The 18,001-nt window shown below is 74.8% G+C and carries 15 protein-coding genes; 9 read left to right on the top strand and 6 right to left on the bottom strand.

Going from position 1 to position 18,001, the window contains the following annotated elements; genetic code table 11:
• The first annotated feature begins 197 nt into the window (after window positions 1–197).
• On the top strand, window positions 198–803 hold the full coding sequence (locus tag ACGFZP_RS21190; protein ID WP_392935540.1) for a histone deacetylase: 606 nt from the start codon (window positions 198–200) through the stop codon (window positions 801–803).
• Window positions 804–892: 89 nt separating this feature from the next.
• On the opposite strand, the gene ACGFZP_RS21185 is transcribed toward ACGFZP_RS21190, so the two are convergent.
• Complete coding sequence (locus tag ACGFZP_RS21185) at window positions 893–3,943, bottom strand: protease pro-enzyme activation domain-containing protein (RefSeq protein ID WP_392935114.1); 3,051 nt, start codon at window positions 3,941–3,943, stop codon at window positions 893–895.
• A gap of 379 nt (window positions 3,944–4,322) precedes the next feature.
• Window positions 4,323–4,952: a dihydrofolate reductase family protein gene (locus tag ACGFZP_RS21180; RefSeq protein ID WP_392935112.1), complete on the bottom strand. Its 630-nt coding sequence runs from the start codon at window positions 4,950–4,952 to the stop codon at window positions 4,323–4,325.
• Between the two features lie 307 nt (window positions 4,953–5,259).
• On the opposite strand from ACGFZP_RS21180, the gene ACGFZP_RS21175 reads away from it, so the two are divergent.
• The 3 genes from ACGFZP_RS21175 to ACGFZP_RS21165 all read left to right on the top strand — a co-directional run bounded on the left by ACGFZP_RS21175 (window position 5,260) and on the right by ACGFZP_RS21165 (window position 7,553).
• The gene (locus tag ACGFZP_RS21175) at window positions 5,260–5,613 is read left to right on the top strand and encodes a hypothetical protein (protein ID WP_392935110.1); all 354 of its coding nucleotides are present in this window, start codon (window positions 5,260–5,262) and stop codon (window positions 5,611–5,613) included.
• A gap of 435 nt (window positions 5,614–6,048) precedes the next feature.
• Complete coding sequence (locus ACGFZP_RS21170; protein WP_392935108.1) at window positions 6,049–6,474, top strand: SRPBCC family protein; 426 nt, start codon at window positions 6,049–6,051, stop codon at window positions 6,472–6,474.
• A gap of 77 nt (window positions 6,475–6,551) precedes the next feature.
• Entirely contained in the window at window positions 6,552–7,553 is a 1,002-nt protein-coding gene (locus ACGFZP_RS21165; RefSeq protein ID WP_392935105.1) for a YihY/virulence factor BrkB family protein, read from the top strand.
• Here the strand turns inward: ACGFZP_RS21165 and ACGFZP_RS21160 are convergent.
• A complete protein-coding gene (locus tag ACGFZP_RS21160; protein WP_392935102.1) occupies window positions 7,550–8,671 on the bottom strand; it encodes a mechanosensitive ion channel family protein in 1,122 nt (373 codons plus the stop codon). The genes ACGFZP_RS21165 and ACGFZP_RS21160 overlap by 4 nt on opposite strands.
• Before the next feature lie 297 nt (window positions 8,672–8,968).
• Here ACGFZP_RS21160 and ACGFZP_RS21155 point away from each other — a divergent pair, with 297 nt between their 5' ends.
• Window positions 8,969–9,910 carry a phosphatidylinositol-specific phospholipase C gene (locus ACGFZP_RS21155; protein WP_392935100.1) on the top strand — a complete coding sequence of 314 codons (942 nt, stop codon included), beginning with the start codon at window positions 8,969–8,971 and terminating at the stop codon, window positions 9,908–9,910.
• Between the two features lie 22 nt (window positions 9,911–9,932).
• On the opposite strand, the gene ACGFZP_RS21150 is transcribed toward ACGFZP_RS21155, so the two are convergent.
• On the bottom strand, window positions 9,933–10,793 hold the full coding sequence (locus ACGFZP_RS21150; protein WP_392935098.1) for an ATP-binding protein: 861 nt from the start codon (window positions 10,791–10,793) through the stop codon (window positions 9,933–9,935).
• 555 nt (window positions 10,794–11,348) lie between these two features.
• Here ACGFZP_RS21150 and ACGFZP_RS21145 point away from each other — a divergent pair.
• Both ACGFZP_RS21145 and ACGFZP_RS21140 read left to right on the top strand, forming a co-directional pair.
• Complete coding sequence (locus ACGFZP_RS21145; RefSeq protein ID WP_392935096.1) at window positions 11,349–12,323, top strand: hypothetical protein; 975 nt, start codon at window positions 11,349–11,351, stop codon at window positions 12,321–12,323.
• Window positions 12,320–12,871 carry a GNAT family N-acetyltransferase gene (locus ACGFZP_RS21140; protein WP_392935094.1) on the top strand — a complete coding sequence of 184 codons (552 nt, stop codon included), beginning with the start codon at window positions 12,320–12,322 and terminating at the stop codon, window positions 12,869–12,871. Before ACGFZP_RS21145 ends, ACGFZP_RS21140 begins: the two co-directional genes overlap by 4 nt.
• Before the next feature lie 71 nt (window positions 12,872–12,942).
• Here ACGFZP_RS21140 and ACGFZP_RS21135 read toward each other — a convergent pair whose 3' ends face one another.
• Together ACGFZP_RS21135 and ACGFZP_RS21130 are read right to left on the bottom strand one after the other, a co-directional pair.
• Window positions 12,943–13,827: a serine/threonine-protein kinase gene (locus ACGFZP_RS21135; RefSeq protein ID WP_392935091.1), complete on the bottom strand. Its 885-nt coding sequence runs from the start codon at window positions 13,825–13,827 to the stop codon at window positions 12,943–12,945.
• 129 nt (window positions 13,828–13,956) lie between these two features.
• Window positions 13,957–14,700: a hypothetical protein gene (locus tag ACGFZP_RS21130; protein ID WP_392935088.1), complete on the bottom strand. Its 744-nt coding sequence runs from the start codon at window positions 14,698–14,700 to the stop codon at window positions 13,957–13,959.
• 280 nt (window positions 14,701–14,980) lie between these two features.
• On the opposite strand from ACGFZP_RS21130, the gene ACGFZP_RS21125 reads away from it, so the two are divergent.
• Both ACGFZP_RS21125 and ACGFZP_RS21120 read left to right on the top strand, forming a co-directional pair.
• Window positions 14,981–15,391: a hypothetical protein gene (locus ACGFZP_RS21125; protein ID WP_392935086.1), complete on the top strand. Its 411-nt coding sequence runs from the start codon at window positions 14,981–14,983 to the stop codon at window positions 15,389–15,391.
• A 62-nt stretch (window positions 15,392–15,453) separates the two neighbouring features.
• Window positions 15,454–17,925 carry a tetratricopeptide repeat protein gene (locus tag ACGFZP_RS21120; RefSeq protein ID WP_392935083.1) on the top strand — a complete coding sequence of 824 codons (2,472 nt, stop codon included), beginning with the start codon at window positions 15,454–15,456 and terminating at the stop codon, window positions 17,923–17,925.
• Window positions 17,926–18,001 lie beyond the last annotated feature (76 nt).

The raw sequence follows: 18,001 nt of genomic DNA, 5'->3' as shown, positions 1-18,001 counted from the left end.
GACCCGGTCGGCGGCAGGCGGCGCGGCTCCGGCGGGTACGGTCGGGGGCCATGGACGAGATCCGACGTGCCGTCAGCCGGACGGCGCAGGAGGCGGGTTCCGGTCCGGTGCCGGTCGTGGGCCGGGTGCGGCCGTGGGCCGGGGCGGTGGCGGTGGGGGCGGGCGGGCAGGTCTGGTACGCGGCCTACGGGTCGAACATGCACGCCGGCCGGCTGGCCCGCTACCTCGGCGGCGGGCGCCCGGCGGGCGGGGTCCGGAGCCGTCCCGGCTGCCGGGACGGCCGGCCGCCGGCGCGGACCGTGCCGGTGCTGCTGCCCGGGGTGCTGTACTTCGCGCTGGAGTCGCTGGTGTGGGGTGGCGGCATGGGCTTCTACGATCCGGCGCGGGCGGGCCGGATGCCCGCGCGGGCCTATCTGCTGACCGTCGGGCAGTTCAGCGACATCGCCGCGCAGGAGATGCACCGCGAGCCGGGGGCGGACCTCGACCTGGCCGGGGTGCTCGGTGGCGGCCGCGACCGGCTCGGGCCCGGCCGGTACGAGACGCTGGTGTGCCCGGGCACCCTCGACGGGGTCCCGGTGCTGACCTTCACCGCTCCCTGGGGGCTCGGCGGCGCCGAGCTGAACGCGCCCTCCGCCGGGTATCTGCGGGTCCTCGCCGCCGGGCTGGGCGAGGCCCACGGCTGGGGCCGGCGGCGGGCCGCCGGGTACCTCGCCACCCGGCCCGGGGCGGCCGGGCACTGGAGCGCCGCCGCCGTCCTGGCGGCCCTCGGGGAGGCCCGCCGCGGGCAGGCGCCGGGCCCCTGAGGACGGCGGCACGGCGAGGACCGCGGGGACGGCGCAGGGCCCGCCGCCGGATCGCTCCGGTGGCGGGCCCTGCGTCCGGGCGGGCCCGGTCAGCTGTAGTAGCCGAGGACGTCGACGATGACGTCCGCGTTGTTCCAGGAGCCGTTGAGGATGTCCAGGGCGCCGTCGGCGCCGACCGGGACGGTCACCATGTTGGCGACGGTCTGCCCGGCCCTCCAGTTGAGGTTGGAGGTGCTGCCGGAGTCCCGGCCTGCGGGCGAGACCGCCAGGTGGCCGTCCTCCAGCGGGTTGGTGACGGTCACGTTGAGGACCACGGCCCTGGCACCGGACAGCAGTCCGCCCCCGTCCAGGCCGAGCCTGCGGACCTGGCGGCCGGTGAAGGCGCCCTGGGGGGTGCCGAGGCCGAGCCGGCTGTCCATCAGGCGGTGCGGGGCGGTGGTGTGGAAGGCCGCGCCGCCGTCGGCGGTCAGGAAGCCGAACACGTCGGCGACCATCTGGGTGGAGCCCCAGGAGCCGTTGTACAGGCGGATGCCGCCGTCGGCGCCGAGCGGGACGATCACCTGGTTCGGGATGGTCTGCCCGCGGGTCCAGTTGAGGTTGGACGTGACCGGGAGGGTGTCACCCGAGGGGTAGACGGTCAGGTGGCCCTCCTCCTGGGAGCCGGTGGAGGTCACGTTGAGGACCACGGCCCTGGCTCCGGCGGGGGCGCCGAGCTGCTGGGAGCTCAGCGCCACCTCGCCGTAGGCGCCGACCGGTCCGCCCGAGGTGCGGGTGTCCAGGACGCGGGCCGGGCCGGAGGGCCGGTACGTGGCGCCGTCGGTGGCCGAGGTGTAGTAGCCCTGCACGTCGGCGAGCAGGTGCACGCCGCCCCAGGCGCCGTTGTAGAAGGTGACCCTGCCGTCCTTGCCCACGGGCACGGTGACCAGGTTGGGCACGGTCGTGCCGGCGGTCCAGTTGAGGTTGGAGGTGTCCGGGCGGGCGCCGCCCGAGGGGTAGACGGTCAGGTGGCCGTCGGTGGCGGGCGCGGTGGCGGTGACGTTGAGGATCACCGCGGTGACGCCCGTGGCGGGGATGCCCGCGCTGCCGGAGATCTGCAGGGACCGCTCGCCGTAGGCGGCCACCGGGCTGCTGTCGGCGCGGGTGTCCAGCAGGCGGGTGGGCCCGGTGGAGCGGTAGGTGCCGGCCGGGCTCTGCGGCAGGGCCGCGCACAGCTCCCGGGTCAGCGCGTCGACCCGCGGGGTGCCGAGGCCGGTGGCCATGTCGTAGCCCGGGGCGGCGGTGTACAGGCCGCCGCTGTAACCCGAGGCGGTGACGTTGGTGTGGCCGGTGGTGACGTCCTTCAGCGCGTCGGCGCCGAGCCGGTAGAGCAGCGGGTTGAGGTAGCCGACCGGGCCCGAGGCGGCGCAGCGGGCGTCGGCGTTGGCGTGGGCGATGATCGCGGCCCACAGCGGCGCGGCGCCGCTGGTGCCGCCGACGGTGCCCCAGTACTCGGTCCGGTCCTGCGCGTAGACGGAGATCAGGTAGCCGCGGCCGGAGTCGGCGAGCGCGGAGACGTCGGGCACCTGGCGGCAGGTGGAGACGCCCTGCACCGCGGGGCAGCCGTTGGGGTTGAAGCCCGGTGCGGTGCGCCCGGCCTGGTAGTTGGCCGTGTTGTCGAGCGCCCAGCGGGAGGAGAGGCCGCCGCCGCTGGCGCCGCCGCCGCTGTTCCAGGCCGTCTCCTGCGGGGCGGCGGGGGTGCCGTTGATGGTGGTGCCGCCGATGCCGGTCACGTAGGGCTGGCCGGCCGGGTCGGGGGCGGACAGCCGGCTGTCGGGCCGGGTGGGGTCGCCGTTGAAGCAGCCGGTGGAGCCGTAGTCGCCGGAGGCGGCGACCACGCTCTGGCCCTGGGCGGCGGCCTGCTGGTAGACCAGGTTCGCGGCCTGCTGGTAGGCGCGGTCGGTGCGGTCCTCGCAGGAGCCCCAGCTGACCGACACCACCTGGGCGCGGTTGTCGGCGACGATCCTCTGGTAGACCGCCAGGATGTCGGCCCAGCTGGCCCTGGTGTAGTCCGGGCCCTGGTAGACCAGCACCGAGGCGTTGGGGACGAAGCCGATGATCGTCTCGACGTCGAGTTCGGTCTCCACGCCGACGTTCAGGTAGTTGTCGGGGGTCACCGGGGTGGTGGGGCCGCCGTTGACCTTCACCCGGGAGACGGGGGCGGCGGTGGCGAAGCAGCGCTGGTAGGCGGCGACGGCCGCGTCGCTGTAGTCCTCCAGGGCGAACACCGCGACGGTGGAGCCGGCGCCGCCGCCCGCGAAGGACTTCTGGTAGACGCCCGCCAGCGTGTCGGGGGTGAAGTAGTCCTGGAACTTGTGCTTGCCCTGGGCGGCCTGCCAGTTCTCGATGTCCGCGCACAGCGCGGGCTGGCCGCCGTTGAAGGCCGGGGCCACCGCGGTGGCCGGCTGCTCGGGCTTGACGGCGCCGTGGTCGGTCAGGATGTGGCTGGTGTGCGGGCGCACCAGGTTGTTCAGGCCGACGACGCCGGCCACCGCGCCCGCGGCCGCGCCGGACAGCAGGGGGGCCTCGGTGTTGGCGTACGCGGTGGAGCCGTCCGCCAGGCGGTAGCCGCTGAAGCCGGTCGCGAAGGCGCGCTTGGCCTCGCCGACCGTGGTGGCGACCGGGATGGTCAGGCCGTTGGCGTCCGGTGCGCCGGGGTGCAGGCCGGCGTCGGCCAGGGCCCTGGTGACCGAGGCGATGGCGGCCGGGTCCGCGCCGAAGGTCCTGGCGAACTCGCCGGTCTTCAGGTACTGGCGGTACTGCGGCGAGCCCGGGGTCGAGACCGCGGTGACGAAGCTCTGCAGCGCTCCGGGGTCGCGCGGGTCCAGCGTGATGCTCAGGCTGAGCGGGGTCGAGTCGGCCGGCCCGTCCGCGGGCAGCGCGTCGGCGGGCGCGGTGGGCGCGGCGCCGATCCGGCGCTCCTGCAGGGGCGGGGCGGGCTGTGCGGCGGAGGCGGCGGCCGGGACCGCCAGGCCGAGCAGGACCGCGGTGGCGGCGGCGCCGGCCAGGGCGCCGCGTATGGACCGCCGTGCGGTCCGCCGTCCGGTCCGCCGGGGGTCGGCGGGCGCCGGGGCTCCGCCGGCCCGGCCAGGGGGAATGGCCATCCAGATTCTCCTGATGCGCGTCAAGGACGTGCTGCGAGGGCAGCACACGGGCGCGGTGCGCGCGTCCGCCGGCTGAGAGGGCATCAGCGGGGACGGCCATCAGGAACGAGAACTCGGACATTTCGCCGAAATGCCTTTCGGCGCAGCGCGATTGCCCCCCGTGGCGCCCCGCCGGTCGGCACACCGACGACCGTTTATATCACCGGTGATCGCCGGTTCGACACCGCGTTCCCGTGAACGCCGCGGGGCGGTGGCGGGGTGGTGGCGCGGGACGGTGGGCGGGGGCGGGGCGGGGCGGGGCGCAGCGGGTCGGCGGCCGGTCAGCGGTTGAGCGGGGCGCAGCGGGTCGGCGGCCGGGCGGCGGTTGGTCGGCGGCCGGTCAGCGGCGCACCAGGCGGGCGTGGACGGCGGCCGGGGAGGCGGTCATCTCGGCGACCCGGTAGCCCTCGACCCCCTCCCCCAGGTTGTCGAGCAGGCGCTCGCCGCGCCCGGCGAGCAGCGGGACGACGGCCAGGTGCAGCTCGTCCACCAGCCCGGCGCGCAGGTACCGCTGGACGGTGGCCACCCCGCCGCCCAGGCGCACGTCCCGGCCCTTGGCCGCCTCGAAGGCCCGGTCCAGCACGGTCTCGATCGGCTCGTCGGTGAAGTGGAAGGTCGTCCCGCCCGCCATCGGCAGGTCGGGCCGCAGGTGGTGGGTGTGGACGAACACGTCGTGGTGGTACGGCGGGTCCTCCCCCCACCAGCCCTGCCACGACTCGTCGGGCCAGGGCCCGCGCTGGGGCCCGAACATGTTGCGGCCCATGATCGTGGCGCCGATGTTCCGCTCGGAGCGCTCGATCTGGTCGACGTCGATGCCGCTGCGGCCCTCGTCGCGGTCGCGCATCGCGGCGAACATCCAGTCGTGCAGTCCGTCGACGCCGTCGCCGAAGGGGGCGCCCAGGCGCTGGTCGGTGCCGGTGGCGAAGCCGTCCAGGGTCACGGTGAGGTTGTGGACCCTCAGTTCGGGCATGGCCTGCTCCTTGTGCGTCCCGGGGCCGGGCGGCGGGCCCGGCCGGGGCGGGGTGGTGCCCGCTCCTACCGTTACGTCGGTTGGGGGGCGGCCGGATCGACATCGGCCGTCCGGGGGATCCCGGCGGACCGGGCGGGCGGGTGCGGTCGCGGGGGCGGGGGTGCGGTCGGTGCGGTCGGTGCGCCAGGGTCCGCCAGGGCTGCGCCACGGGGGTGGGGCGCGGGCGGGGGGCGCGCAGCGCGTTTCGGACCACCTCTGGTTGGTTCACGTACCGTGACCCGTCGGAAAGCGACGGGGTTGCACCCCCGTGATCCGAATCCGCCACCTCACCCGGTACGTCCCGAGCCCCCTGTACTCCCTGCGCCTGCTGCACCCGCCGCGTCTGCTGCGGGTGTCGCGCGGGTGCGCCGCCGCCGTGTTGCGCGCCGTCCGCTCCCTGGCCGCCGGGGTGGAACGCCTCGACGCCCGGGCCGACTGCGCCCTGCGGGTGTGGGCCCGCCCGCACGCCGCCCGGCTGCGCGCCCTGGTGCAGCGCGTCACCGCGGCCAACCGCGACGACGCCCTCACCCGCCACCTGCCCTGCCGCGCCGCCGAACACCCCGGCGCCGACGACCGCTTCGGCGCCGACGACCGGTTCGGCGGCGGCGGGGGCGCGGGCTGACCTGCCGCCGCGCAGCCCGGTCCGGACCGCGGCGGCCCTGACCTCGGCGGGCTCAGGCCCCGGCGGGCCCGGGCTGCGCCGGGCTGGGGGTGGGCCCGGGCTGGGGGTGGGCCCGGACTGCAACAGGCTCAGGGCTGCGCCGGGCTGAGGGCGGGTTGGATGGGCCAGGCGATCTCCAGGCTGTTCTCGGGGTGGCCCGGCGAGCCGCACCAGCGCCGGTAGATCTCCCGCACCGGCCCGGCGAAGGTGTCGTAGTGCCGCAGAGCGGTGATCGGCAGGCCGCCGGCCTGTGCGAACTGCCCGATCGGCAGCAGATTCGTCCTGTCCGCGCAGGGAACCGTGCCGTCTCGGGTAGCCCGAGAGTCAAGCGGCCCGGGGCGGGCAGACGAGCGGCGACGCGTCCCGACCCGGGACGCACCCGGTAGAGGAGGATCCATGTCGCGCACGCAGGAGTCGATCGAGGTGGCGGTGGCCGTGGAGGCCGCGTACGAGCAGTGGTGCCGGGTGTCGGCGTTCCCGCGTTTCATGAGCGGCGTCGAGGAGGTGGTGCCGGGGCCGGCGGGCACGGTGCACTGGGTGGCCCGGGTGGACGGGGTCCAGCGCGAGTTCGTCACCGAGGTCACCGAGCGGATCCCCGGCGAGCGGATCGCCTGGCGCTCGGTGGACGGCGCGGACCAGTGCGGGGTGGCGACCTTCCACGCGCTGGACGGGGGACGCACCCGGATCATGCTCCAGCTCGACCACACCCCGCACGGCGTGGTCGACCTGATCGGCGACCGGCTGGGGTTCGTCGCCCACCAGGTGCACCGCTGCCTGCAGGACTTCAAGCAGCACGTCGAGCAGCACGGCCGGGCCGCCTGAGCGGGGCGCGGGCGCTGAACGGGGCGCGGACGCTGAACGGGGCAGGACCGATGAGAGCCGCCGTCAGAGGAGGGACCATGCCGGCCTTCACCCACCGACACCGCGGCGAGCGGAGCCCGTTGCGCCGGCCCCGGCACCACCCGGGGCCCGGTTCCCCGCGGGCCCACCGACGCGGGTCCGCCCTGCGGCCCCGGTCGTCCGGGCGCGCGGCGCTGCGGCGCGCCGCCCGGGTGCTGCTCGGCGACGAGCTGTTCGACCGGGCGGCCGCCCTCACCTACTACGGGGTGCTGGCGCTCTTCCCCGGCCTGCTGCTGCTGACCGGTCTGCTCGGCCTCGCCGGGCCGTCGCCCGGCGGGCAGGTGGTGGACGGCCTGCGCCGGCTGGCGCCCGGTCCGGCCGGCGAGGTGCTGCGGGAGGGCGTCGGGCAGCTGCAGCAGAACAGCGGCGCGGGCGGGGTGTTCGCGGTGCTGGGCGCGGTCGGGGCGCTCTGGTCGGCCTCCGGCTACGTCGGCGCGTTCATCCGCTTCGCCAACGCCGTCCACGGCGTCCGCGACCGCCGCCCGCTGTGGCGGCTGGCACCGGTACGGCTGGCGCTGACCGCGGTGCTGGTGGTGCTGCTGGCGGCGGGGGTGACGGTCGTGGTCTTCACCGGTCCGATCGCCGAACAGGCCGGCCGGGCGCTCGGCGTGGGGGACTTCGGCCTGACGCTCTGGTCGGTCGCGAAGTGGCCGGGGCTGGTGCTGCTGGCCGCCCTGACGGTCGCGGTGCTCTACCGGGCGGCCGGCGACCCGGCCTCCCGCGGCCGGGGCTGGATCTCCCCGGGCAGCGCACTGGCGGTCGCCCTCTGGCTGGCCGCCTCGGGCGGCTTCGCGCTCTACGCCGCGTACGTGGACGGCTACGGGCGGATGTACGGCGCCCTGGCCGGGGTGATGGTGTTCCTGGTCTGGCTCTGGCTGACGAACCTGGCGGTGCTGCTGGGCCTGGAGCTCGACACCGAACTCGCCCGCGGGCGGGGCGGCTCCGGGGCTGCCGGCACCGAGCGGGGTCCTGGAGCGGGTCCTGGAGCGGGTGCGCCCTAGCCTCGCGTCGGCCCGCCCCGGTCCTGCTCCGCCGCCTCCGCCCGGACCGACTCCGCCTGGGCCGCCGCCTCCGCCTGGGCCGCCGCCTCGGCCTGGGCGACGGTGACCCGCGGCAGCGCGTACGGGTGCCGGTCGCGCAGGAAGGCGACCAGGTGCTCGCGGACCGCGCAGCGCAGCTCGAAGGCGAGCTCGGCGTCGGGCGCGGTCATCAGGGCCCGGACCACGATGGTGCTGGGGGTGGTGTCGACCACCTGGAGCGCCCGGCCGGTGCCGTCCCACCGCTCGTCGCCCGCCAGCAGCTTCTCGAACTCGGCCCGCAGCTCCTCGACGGGCGCGCGGTGGTCGAGGTGCAGCAGCACGGTGCCGGTGATCCCCGGGTCCCGCCGGGACCAGTTCTCGAACGGCTTGCCCGCGAAGTACGAGACCGGCATCACGATCCGCCGCTGGTCCCAGGTGGCGATCACCACGGCGGTGAGGGTGATCTCCTCCACCGTGCCCCACTCCCCGGCCACCACCACGACGTCGCCGATCCGCACCATGTCGCCGAAGGCCAGCTGGATCCCGGCGAACAGGTTGGCCAGCGAGGACTGCGCCGCGACGCCCGCCACCAGGCCGAGCAGGCCCGCCGAGGCCAGCAGGCTGGCGCCGACCGCGCGGACCGCCGGAAAGGTCATCAGCGCGGCGGCCAGGGTGAGCACCGCGATCGCCACGTCCGAGATCCGGGCGACCAGGTCGGCCTGGGTCCTGGCCCGGCGCACCCGCCCCGGGTCCCGCCGCCCGGCGGCGTACCTGGTCAGCGCGGACTCGATGAACAGCGAGACCGTCCGCGCGGCCAGCCAGCCCGCGCTGACCAGGACCGCCAGCAGCAGCGCGTGCCGGACCGGCGGCCGGATCCCCGCACCCAGCCCGGCGGCCGGCTCGCAGCCGAGCAGCAGCGCCGCAACGGCCGTCACCAGCGCGGGTATCCGGCAGCGGTGCAGCAGCTGCCACCGGCGGGCGGCGGGCCGGGCGGCCGACAGCCGGCCGACGGCCAGCAGCAGCACCCGGTCCACGGCGAGGACGGCGGCCGGCACGGCGGCCGCCACCAGCAGCGGGCGAAGGACGGTCCAGATCGGCATGGGGGGTTCTCCTCCGGTCACGGGTCGGGATCCGGGTACGCGTCGAGGCCCCGGGAGGGGAGAGCCCGGGGCCCCGACGCCGGGCGCCGGTGGACGGGACGGCGCTGTCCGTCGCCTGCCCGCTGAGGGCTCTTCAAACATCCGCGCGCGTCCCGTACCCGTCCGCTCCCCTCCCCCGGCGCCGCCCGCGGCCGCAACCTCTCGTGTCAGCCGTCTAGGCAGGGCGGGTCCACCTCCTGACAATGGGCATGCCATCCACCACTGTTGACCCATCAGACCCGACAGGGGTACCGATCCGTGTCCGTGACACCGCACTCCCCGACGCCCCACGCCCCGCTGGGCAGACGCGCGTTCACCCGCGCCGCACTGCTCGGCGCCCTCACCGCCGCCGGCCTCGGCGCGGGCGCGCCGCGCTCCTTCGCACGCTCCGCGGCGCCCGCCGTCCCGGCCGGGGCGGACTGGCTGGGCGCCGTCGACCCCCAGGCCTACCTGTCACGCCTCACCCTGCCCGGCACCCACGACAGCTGCGCCCTGTACGGCGGCCCGCTGACGCAGACCCAAACCCTCTCCCTGCCCGACCAGTTCGCGTCCGGGGTGCGCTTCCTGGACATCCGCTGCCGCGCCGTCGACGGGGTGCTCGCGATCCACCACGGGCCGGTGTTCCAGCAGGTCTTCTTCGGCGACGTGCTCAACCACTGCCTGGCCTTCCTCGCGGCCCACCCGGGCGAGAGCGTGGTGATGCGGGTCAAGCAGGAGTACTCGACCGTCTCCGACACCGACTTCGGCACGCTCTTCGCCGGCTACCAGCAGCGCTGGCCGGGCCTGTTCTGGACCGAGGACCGGATCCCGCGCCTGGGCGAGGTGCGCGGACGGGTGGTGCTGCTGGCCGACAACGGCGGCCTGCCCGGCCTGCGTTGGGGCGGTCCGCACACCGACATCGAGGACGACTACGACATCGGCACCATCTTCGACCTCAACTCCCGCAAGTGGCCCGAGGTCTCCGCCCACCTGGACGCCGCCCGCGCCGCCGGCGACCCGCAGCGGCTGTTCCTCACCTTCACCTCCAGCTCCGGCTGGGGCCTGTGGCCGCGCCAGGCCGCGGACGCGATCACCCCCAAGCTGCGCTCCTACCTCGCCGCCCTCCCCCACCCCACCCGCCCGGTCCTGGGCACCGTCCCCCTCGACTTCGCCACCCCCGACCTCGCCCGCTCCCTCTACTCGCTCAACTTCGGCTCCTGACAGCCCCCTTCACCGGGGAACGCTAGGAGATCCCCAGCCGCGGCACCGCCCGCATCCGCGATACGCCCACCACATCGGTGAGGACGAGGGCCCGGCGAGCGGCGCGGGACAGTTCGGGGACGGAAACGGGCTCGGACAGCCCGACCTCGGCCCAGACCCGCTTTCCGTCCTCGGTGGCGTCCGCGCCCCAGTGCGCGGCGAGGGCGTCCACCATGAGCAGGCCCCGGCCGCTCTCGCCGCGGTCGTCGCCGAACGCGCCCTCGGGCATGCGGGGCATGCGGCGGGTCAGGTCGTGGACCTCGATCCCCACCCGGGCGCCGTCCGGGGCGAGTCGGAGAACGGCCTCGATCCGGCCGGGCGCACTGTGCCGCACGGCGTTGACGACCAGCTCGTATGCGACGGTCAGCACGTCGTCCAACCCCTCGCCGGTGATCCCCCAGCCCTTGACCGCGCCCCGGAGCACGTCCTTGGCGGGGCCGAGGCACTCCAGCCGGGCCTCCGGGTCGGGGCCGGTCGCGTTGATCGCAACGCGGTGGACCAGCGCGCGCCGCTCCCCGACGGCGGACCGACGGAGGGTGAGCAGCGCGACGCCCTGGCCGTCGAGGTCGGCGGCGAGCCGCCGCCAGGCCTTCGGGCCGTCCGCGACCATGCGGCGGTTCAGGGTGACGACCACGGAGACGGATCCGGCGGCGATCAGCTCGGTGACGCGCCGCCAGCCGGGGCGCTCGGCCCGCGGCAGCAGGACGTCCGCGTCGGTGACGACCTCGGCGACCGCCAGGCCCTCGGCGACGGCACGGGCCTCGCACCACTCGGCGCAGAGCCGCAGACCCGTGGGGTCGTCGTCGGTGCAGAGGTAGACGACGGCTGTGGAGGTCTGGCACACGGAAGCTCCTGCAGACGGCACGGTCAGGGACACCACCCCGGTCCCCGCGAGCGGGGGTGCCGGGGTCGGATGGCGGCAGCCGCACGGATCCTCCCCGACGGCCGGCCGGGCGGCCTTCCGGGCGGCCGCGTTCCAGTCAACGGCAGCGCAAGGCAATGGAGTCAGGAAAAGTCCGGCGATCCGAACCTGCGACGGACCGGAAAACTTGACCTTCCCATTACCCGGGCCCTGCACGCAAGGTGACGGTCACGCTACGTTGAGCACACGCGGGAGAACGTTGCGCTCAGGCGCCTCCTGGGCGATCTCGGCCTCACCCAGGCCGAGTTGTCCCGTCGGGTGAATATCGAGATCGGCCGCCTGACAGGAAAGCCGGGCACGGTATCAGAGCGGACCGTCTACAACTGGTTGACAGGCGCGACCCGTTGGCCCCCCGCGAAGCACATGGCCGCCCTCACGGCAGTATTCGGGTGTACTGGTCCAGACCTCGGGTTCACCAGAACCGGCAGGGGCCACCACGCAGCACCCCCGGAGGACGACGTGAGGCGACGAAGGTTCATGACCGCAGTGGTCGGCGCCACCATGGCAGCCGGCTCATCCGCCGCGGCGGCGCCGCGCGGGATCGGCACCGCCGACATCGAGCGCCTGAACGCCCGCTTCGCCGAGGTGATCGCCAGAGACCATCGGCACGGCGGTCGGCTCAGCATCGAGACGCAGGCCGCCGCACTCGCGGACGAGGCCCTCGCCCTCCAGCAGGCGGGCTCCGCCAGCCAGCGCATCCGTGCCGCCCTGTTCGGCTGTGCAGCCTCCTTCACGTCCTCCGCAATGTGGGCGGCCATCGACGGCCGCCGCTTCGACGCCGCCCGATGCCACCACGAACGCGCGGCGAACCTGGCGGCCATGTCCGGTGACGGAGCCATCCAGTTCCGCATCTGGTCCCACGCGGGAAGCCTGTACCGGCACATGGGGCGCCCCGGCGACGCCCTCGCCGCCAACGACGTCGCCCGCAGCCTGCCGATCGCCCGCCGCGACCCGATGTTCGCCTCCCTCGGCCATGCCCGGCACGCCGCGATCCACGGACTCACCGGCGACACCAACGCGGTACGGCGCTGCATCGGAAGGGCCCAGGAGGCACTCGGCCGCGCCGACCCCGACGCCAATCGTCCCTTCTGGCTCGCCGCCCACTACGACCAGGCCGAACTCGAATCCCTCGCGCTCGCCGCCTACCTCTCCCTGGGCCGCCACGAGGACGCCGAAGCGCACGCCCACCGGAGCCTCGCCCTCCTGCGCCCGCACATGCAGCGGAGCCGGGCGATCACGCAGGCCCGCCTCGCCCGCGCCCAACTCGGCCAGGGGGATGTCGAACCGGCCGTCGCCACCGCCACCGCCGTTCCCATCGGCCTGTCAGCACACCCCCGGGTGGCCGGAATGCTCGACCGCTTCGGCGCCGCCCTGCACGCCCTGGCGCCCGGTAGCGGTCATGCGCAAGCGTGGGACCAGTACACCCGCGACACCCGGAGGACGGCCGTATGACCGGCATGGAGCTACGCCACCACCTGCAGCTGACGGCACCGGTGCGCCAGGCGCTGATCGACCTGTACCGCGACGTCCGGGCGCCGCTGCTCCATCTGCCCAACTACCGCCCGGCCGTGTTCGCGGAACGCCTGGAGCGGCACGGCTGCGAGCCCGGCTTCGAGGCCGTCATCGGCCGCGACCGGGGGCAGGCCGTCGGCTACGCCTACGGCAACACCATCGGTCCCGGGGACCGCTGGTGGAGCCGCATGGACAAGCCCGTGCCCGAGGAGCTGGCCGCGCGGCCCACGCTCGCGCTGAAGGAGATCGGCGTGCGCACCCCCTGGCGCGGCACGGGCACCGCCCGGCGCATCCACGACGAACTGCTGGCCGGGCGCGGCGAGGAGCAGGTGACGCTCATGGTCAACCCGGCCGCCGGCGACGGCAAGGTCCTCGCGCTCTACGAGGCGTGGGGGTACGAGGCCGTCAACGAGGTCCGGCCGAACCCCGAGGCCCCGCCGCTGATCGCGATGCTCCGGCCGATCCGCCCCGAAGGGAGCCGACCGTGACCGACGACCTCTCCGCGGTGGCGAGGTTCCTCTTCGAAGCCGGGACGCTCAAGCAGGCCGAGGGCGACACCTCACGCGCCGACGGCAGCCCGCAGCTCTTCCACGAATTCCCGACAGGAGCCGTAGCGGTCGCCGGGGGCCTCGGCCAGAGCAGTCCGCATCACGTCATCGGCATGCGGCGCGATCCCGGGAACCCTCCGGGACAGGGGAGGCCGCTCATCGTACTGGTGCGCCCGCATGAGTGCCGCGTCCTCGTCGCAGGGGAAGACCGGATCGCCGGCGACGGCTTCGTAGACAACGCAGGCGAGGGCGTAGAGGTCGGTGGCCCCGGTCACCGGACGGCCGGACATCTGCTCCGGCGCCGTACAGCCGAGCACGCCCGCAAACGGCCCTGCGCAGGTGAAGTCCTCCGTCAGCGCCCGTATGTCGACTCCGAAGTCCGTGAGGTAGGCATACTGCGGACGGTCCTCGTCGGTGGTTCTGATGACGAGGATGCTGCCGGGATTGACACCACCGTGGACCACGCCGTGCGCATGCGCGGAGTCCAGAGCCGACGCGACCTGCCCGGCGATACGCATCGCACCGTCCACCGAAAGCGTTCCGTCCTGGGCCAGTAATTCCCTCAGGCTGGGCCCGGCGACGTAGCGCATGGCGATGTACAGAAATCCGTCGGCCTCTCCCGCGTCCATGACCGGCACGATATGCGGATGGTCGATCCCGGCGGTGATTCGGCTATCGCGCACAAAGCGACGGCGGAACGCTTCGTCGCGTCCCAGTTCCGGCGCCAGCAGTTTCACCGCCAGAGTACGACCCAGCCTCAGGTCCGTCGCCCGATACACAGTCCCGGACCTTCCACGGCCGATCTCGCTCTCCAGCTCGTAGCCTGCAATACGCGTTCGACCCGGGAGGGCGGGACGGCCTTCGTGCGGTTCGTTGCGATCCGGAGTACGCTCCATCGGGCACCACCTCGCCGGGCCACGGATTGTGCGATTCCCATTTTATCCGCCAGGCGACCGGCACACCTGCCGCCACTCGCCTCGCCGGCGTGAGGCCGTCGACCGGCCGGGAGTGCGGGCGCCAGCCGGCTATCGCGGGCGGTTCAGCCGGAATCGGTGCTTCTGCGGGAAGCGCTCCTGCTCGGGGTCCAGGAAGTCGATCAAGTCCATCAGGGCCACCTGCAGCTCCACCAGGCGCGGGTGCCGCCCCTCGAGCGAAGCCAGTGCCGCGATGCTGTCGGACAGACGCGTGAACCAGGCGGCGAACCCCGGGTCGGATTCCAGTCGTGCGCAGAACTCCGCGTACCCGATGCAGCTGTCGGCGTCTTTCCCCTCCTTGATGACGAGTTCCCCGATGGCCCTCTGATCGCTGCGGAACAACCGGAAGTTCCGATCCGGGTAGGCGTCATCATTCAGAACGGTACTGATGCGCGAAAGCAGTGCCACAATTCGCCGGTTCGACTCTTTGTTCCCGAGATCGAGGAAGTTGATGCGGCGCCTGAGGATCTCGACCCACCCCAGGTACTCGGCGAGCACGTGCAGAGTGCTGCGCACTGCGTACAGCCGGTCTTCGGGGTGCACGAAGTACACCCTCAGAAATCCCTGGCCGGCAATGCTGTAGAGGCGGGACTGGAAATCGAAGGCGGCCCAGAGCAGGGGGTCGCGAAAACGACTCATCGTGTCCTGCCGCTCCAGCATGCGATCGCGTTCAGCGGCCTGTCGATCCAGATCCTCCTTGAGGAACGAATTCCTCCTGTTCGCCCGGGAGCTGTAGGCCACGCTCACCAGGGCCACCGCACCGGAAAGGGAGGCGACAACCAGCTCCGTGTTCATGGCATCGCGCCGGACGAAGTCGAGGTGGAGGACCAGCCAGAGATTCTGCGCATCGGAACCTCTGGCTACCCGGGACTGCCGCCGGTGCAAACAAGCCTTGGGCCGAACGAAGGAGGCCGATCGGCACGGCCGCGGCCGCCCCGGTACCGGGCTCCCCGCCTGCCCGACCGCCGTCGGAGACCAACGGCGGCGGTGCGTTGTGCTCTACCGTGGTGGCCTCGTAGAGGCGGGCCGGGTCTGAAGTCGCCCCGGTGGCAGGGCTGGTGGAGAGGTGGCGGCGGTGCGGCGCAGGCGTGTGGTGGCGTGGGTGGGCGCGGGGGTGAGCTGCGCGGTGGCGCTGGGGCTCGGCGCGGTGGCGCTCCGGGTGGATCTGGACACCGCCGACCGCACCGCCAGCGTGATCGGGGCGGTCATCGGTGTCGTCGGGCTCGCCGTCGCCGCGTACGCACTGGTCCGCCCGGCGGACGGGGCCCCGGCGGTGAAGGCCTCCGGCAAGAACTCCGTCGCCGCCGGCGGCAGCATCCAGCGCGTCGTCACCGGCAGCAGCAACCGCCTCACCTCGCCGGTGGCCCCCGCCCCCGCGGCCCCCGCCGGGCCCGCCGCCGGGTCGGTCGAGGCGAGCGGCGAGGGGGCCATCGCGGCCGGCGGCAGCATCACCGAGGCGGTCACCGGCGACGGGAACACCCTGTGATCCGGGGGCCGCGGCCCCGGCCCCCGTCGCCCCCGGAACAAGGACCCGCCGACGCCCCGGAGGTGCGTGCCGCGGGCGAGCGGGCGGTGGCGGCCGGGGGCGACATCGAGACGGCCCTGACCGGCTCCCACTCCACCTACGTCCGCAGCCAGTTCGTGCTGAACACGCCGGGGCCGCCCGGTCCCGGATGGCCGCGCGAGCGCGGGGAGCCGCTGCAGATCGGGCTGGTGCCCGCGGTCGCGGACGCCTTCCAGGAGCGCGACCTCCGACGCTTCCCCGGAGCCGGAACCGGAGCCGGAACCGGCGCCGCTACCGGAGACGGCGCAGCCGGAGGGTCCTGCCACGTGCTCGCGGGTATGGGCGGCGTCGGCAAGAGCCAGCTCGCCGCCCGCCACGCCCACCGGATGCTGCAGGAGGGCGCCCTGGACCTGGTGGTGTGGGTGAACGCCACCAGCCGCCCGGAGGTCCTCAACGCCTACCGGGCGGCGGCACGGGCCACCGTGGACCCCGACCGCGCCGACCCCGAGCTGTTCCTGGCCTGGCTGGGCACGACCGGCCGGCGGTGGCTGGTCGTCCTGGACGACCTCCGCGACCCGGCCGACCTGGTCCGCCTGTGGCCGCCGCGGCGCGACAACGGGCAGGTCGTCGTCACGACCCGCAGCCGCGTCCCCGCCCTGCGCACCTCCACCCGCCCGCTGATCGAGGTGGGCCCGTTCGACGCGGACCAGTCCGCGGCGTACCTCGCCCGCCGGTTCGAGACGCACGGCATACCGCAGCCGCCCACGGAGCTCGCCGCCCTGGCCGACGAGCTCGGGCACCTCCCGCTCGCCCTGGCGCAGGCCGCGTCCTACGTCACCGACCTCTCCGACACCGGCCTGACGGCCGCCTGCTACCGGGAGCTCCTCAGGAGACGGCGCCCACTGGCCGAACTCGCCCCCGACCCCGGCGCCCTGCCCGACGACCAGGAGGCGACCCTCGCCGCGGTCCTCGCGCTGTCCCTGGAGCACGCGGACCAGCACACCGGCGGCCTGGCCACGCCGCTCCTCCAGTTCACCAGCCTCCTGGACCCGGCCGGCGTGCCCGACACCGTCCTCACGTCCTGGCGTGCGCAGTCCTACCTCACCGTGGCCCGCGGCGGCCCGGACGCGTCGGGGCGGATGGTCGGCGACGGCGACGTCCAGGCCGCCCTGCGCACCCTGAGCCGGCTCAGCCTCGTGAACCGCTCCCCCCGGCGGGCCGGCACCGACACCCCGGGCGGGCAGACGGGCGGCAGCGGTGGACTGATCGCCGTGCACGCGCTCACCCAGCGCGCCGCCTACGACACCGTCCCCCCACGATGGCGCGGCGCACTGGCGCGCGCGGCCGGCGGCGCCCTCTTCGACGCGTGGCCGGAGCAGGGATGCGACCCCGACCTCGCCGCGGTCCTGCTGTCGAGTGCGCTCCTGCTGCAGGACGCCGCCCCGGACGACCTCTGGGATCCCGACCACGAGCCCGGCTTCCTGCTCCTGGCGGGCCAGAGCCTGGGCGAGCTCGGGCAGGCCGCCGCGGCCGTCCGCCACTTCGACGGTCTCCGTCCGGCGGCCGAGCGGCACTGGGGCCCGGACGACCCGTTCACCCTGAGCGCACGCGCCGCCCGGGCCTTCTGGCGCGGCGAGGCCGGGGACCACGCCGGTGCGGCGCGCGAGCTCGCGGCGCTGCTGCCGGACCGGACCCGGGCGCTCGGAGCGGACCACCCCAACACCCTGGTCACCCGCCAGAACCACGCCCGCTGCCTGGGCGAGTCCGGGGACGTGTGGGAGGCCGTCCGGCTGCTGGAGGAGCTCCTCCCCGACCAACTGGCCGCCGTGGGCCCCGACGACCCCCAGGTGTTCACCACCCGCAACCTCCTGGCCAGTTGGGCGGACGACGAGGGCGAGGCACTCGACCTCAACCTGGAACTCCTCGCGGACGAGATCCGCGTGTTCGGCCGCGACCACCCCCACGTCCTGACCACCCGGGAGAACATCGCCCACTACACGAGCCGCCTGGGCACCCCCGAGGAGGCCGTCGCGGCGTTCGAGGAGCTGTACGGGCACCAGGCCCGCGTCCTGGGCCCCGGCCACCCCGACCTCGCCGGCACCCGCACCGAACTCGCCCTGCTCGCCGGCGACCCCCAGGCCGCGGCCACCGCGTTCGACGAACTCCTGGCCCACCGCACGGACACCCTCGGCCACGACCACCCGCTCACCCTGGCCGCCCGCCACAAGGCCGTCGGCCTGCGGGCGCGGCTCCCGACGACACCGTCGGACTCGACCCTCGCCGCCTACCGGGCCCTGCTGCCCGACATGCACCGCGTGCTCGGAGCGGACCACCCGAACACCCTGATCACCCGGCACGACCTCGCCCACACCCGCCACGAGGCCGGCGACACCCCGGGGGCCGTCGCCGAGCTGCGCGAACTCCTCGACCACCTGCGGGGGATCTCCACCCCCGACCACCTGCTCGTCGGCGTCCTGTGGACGCTGAAGGACCTGGAGGGCAGGGCCTGCGGGTAGCTCCGGCCGCTCCCGGTCCTGCGCGCCCTCCCCGACGGCTCGGCGCGCCCCGGTGCGGTGGGCGCAGGCGGACGGG

Source organism: Kitasatospora sp. NPDC048239 (genome assembly GCF_043202015.1).
Taxonomy (GTDB): Bacteria; Actinomycetota; Actinomycetes; order Streptomycetales; family Streptomycetaceae; genus Kitasatospora.
The sequence above is the reverse complement of the archived record's forward strand: the minus strand, read 5'-3'. Positions and strand labels throughout refer to the sequence as shown.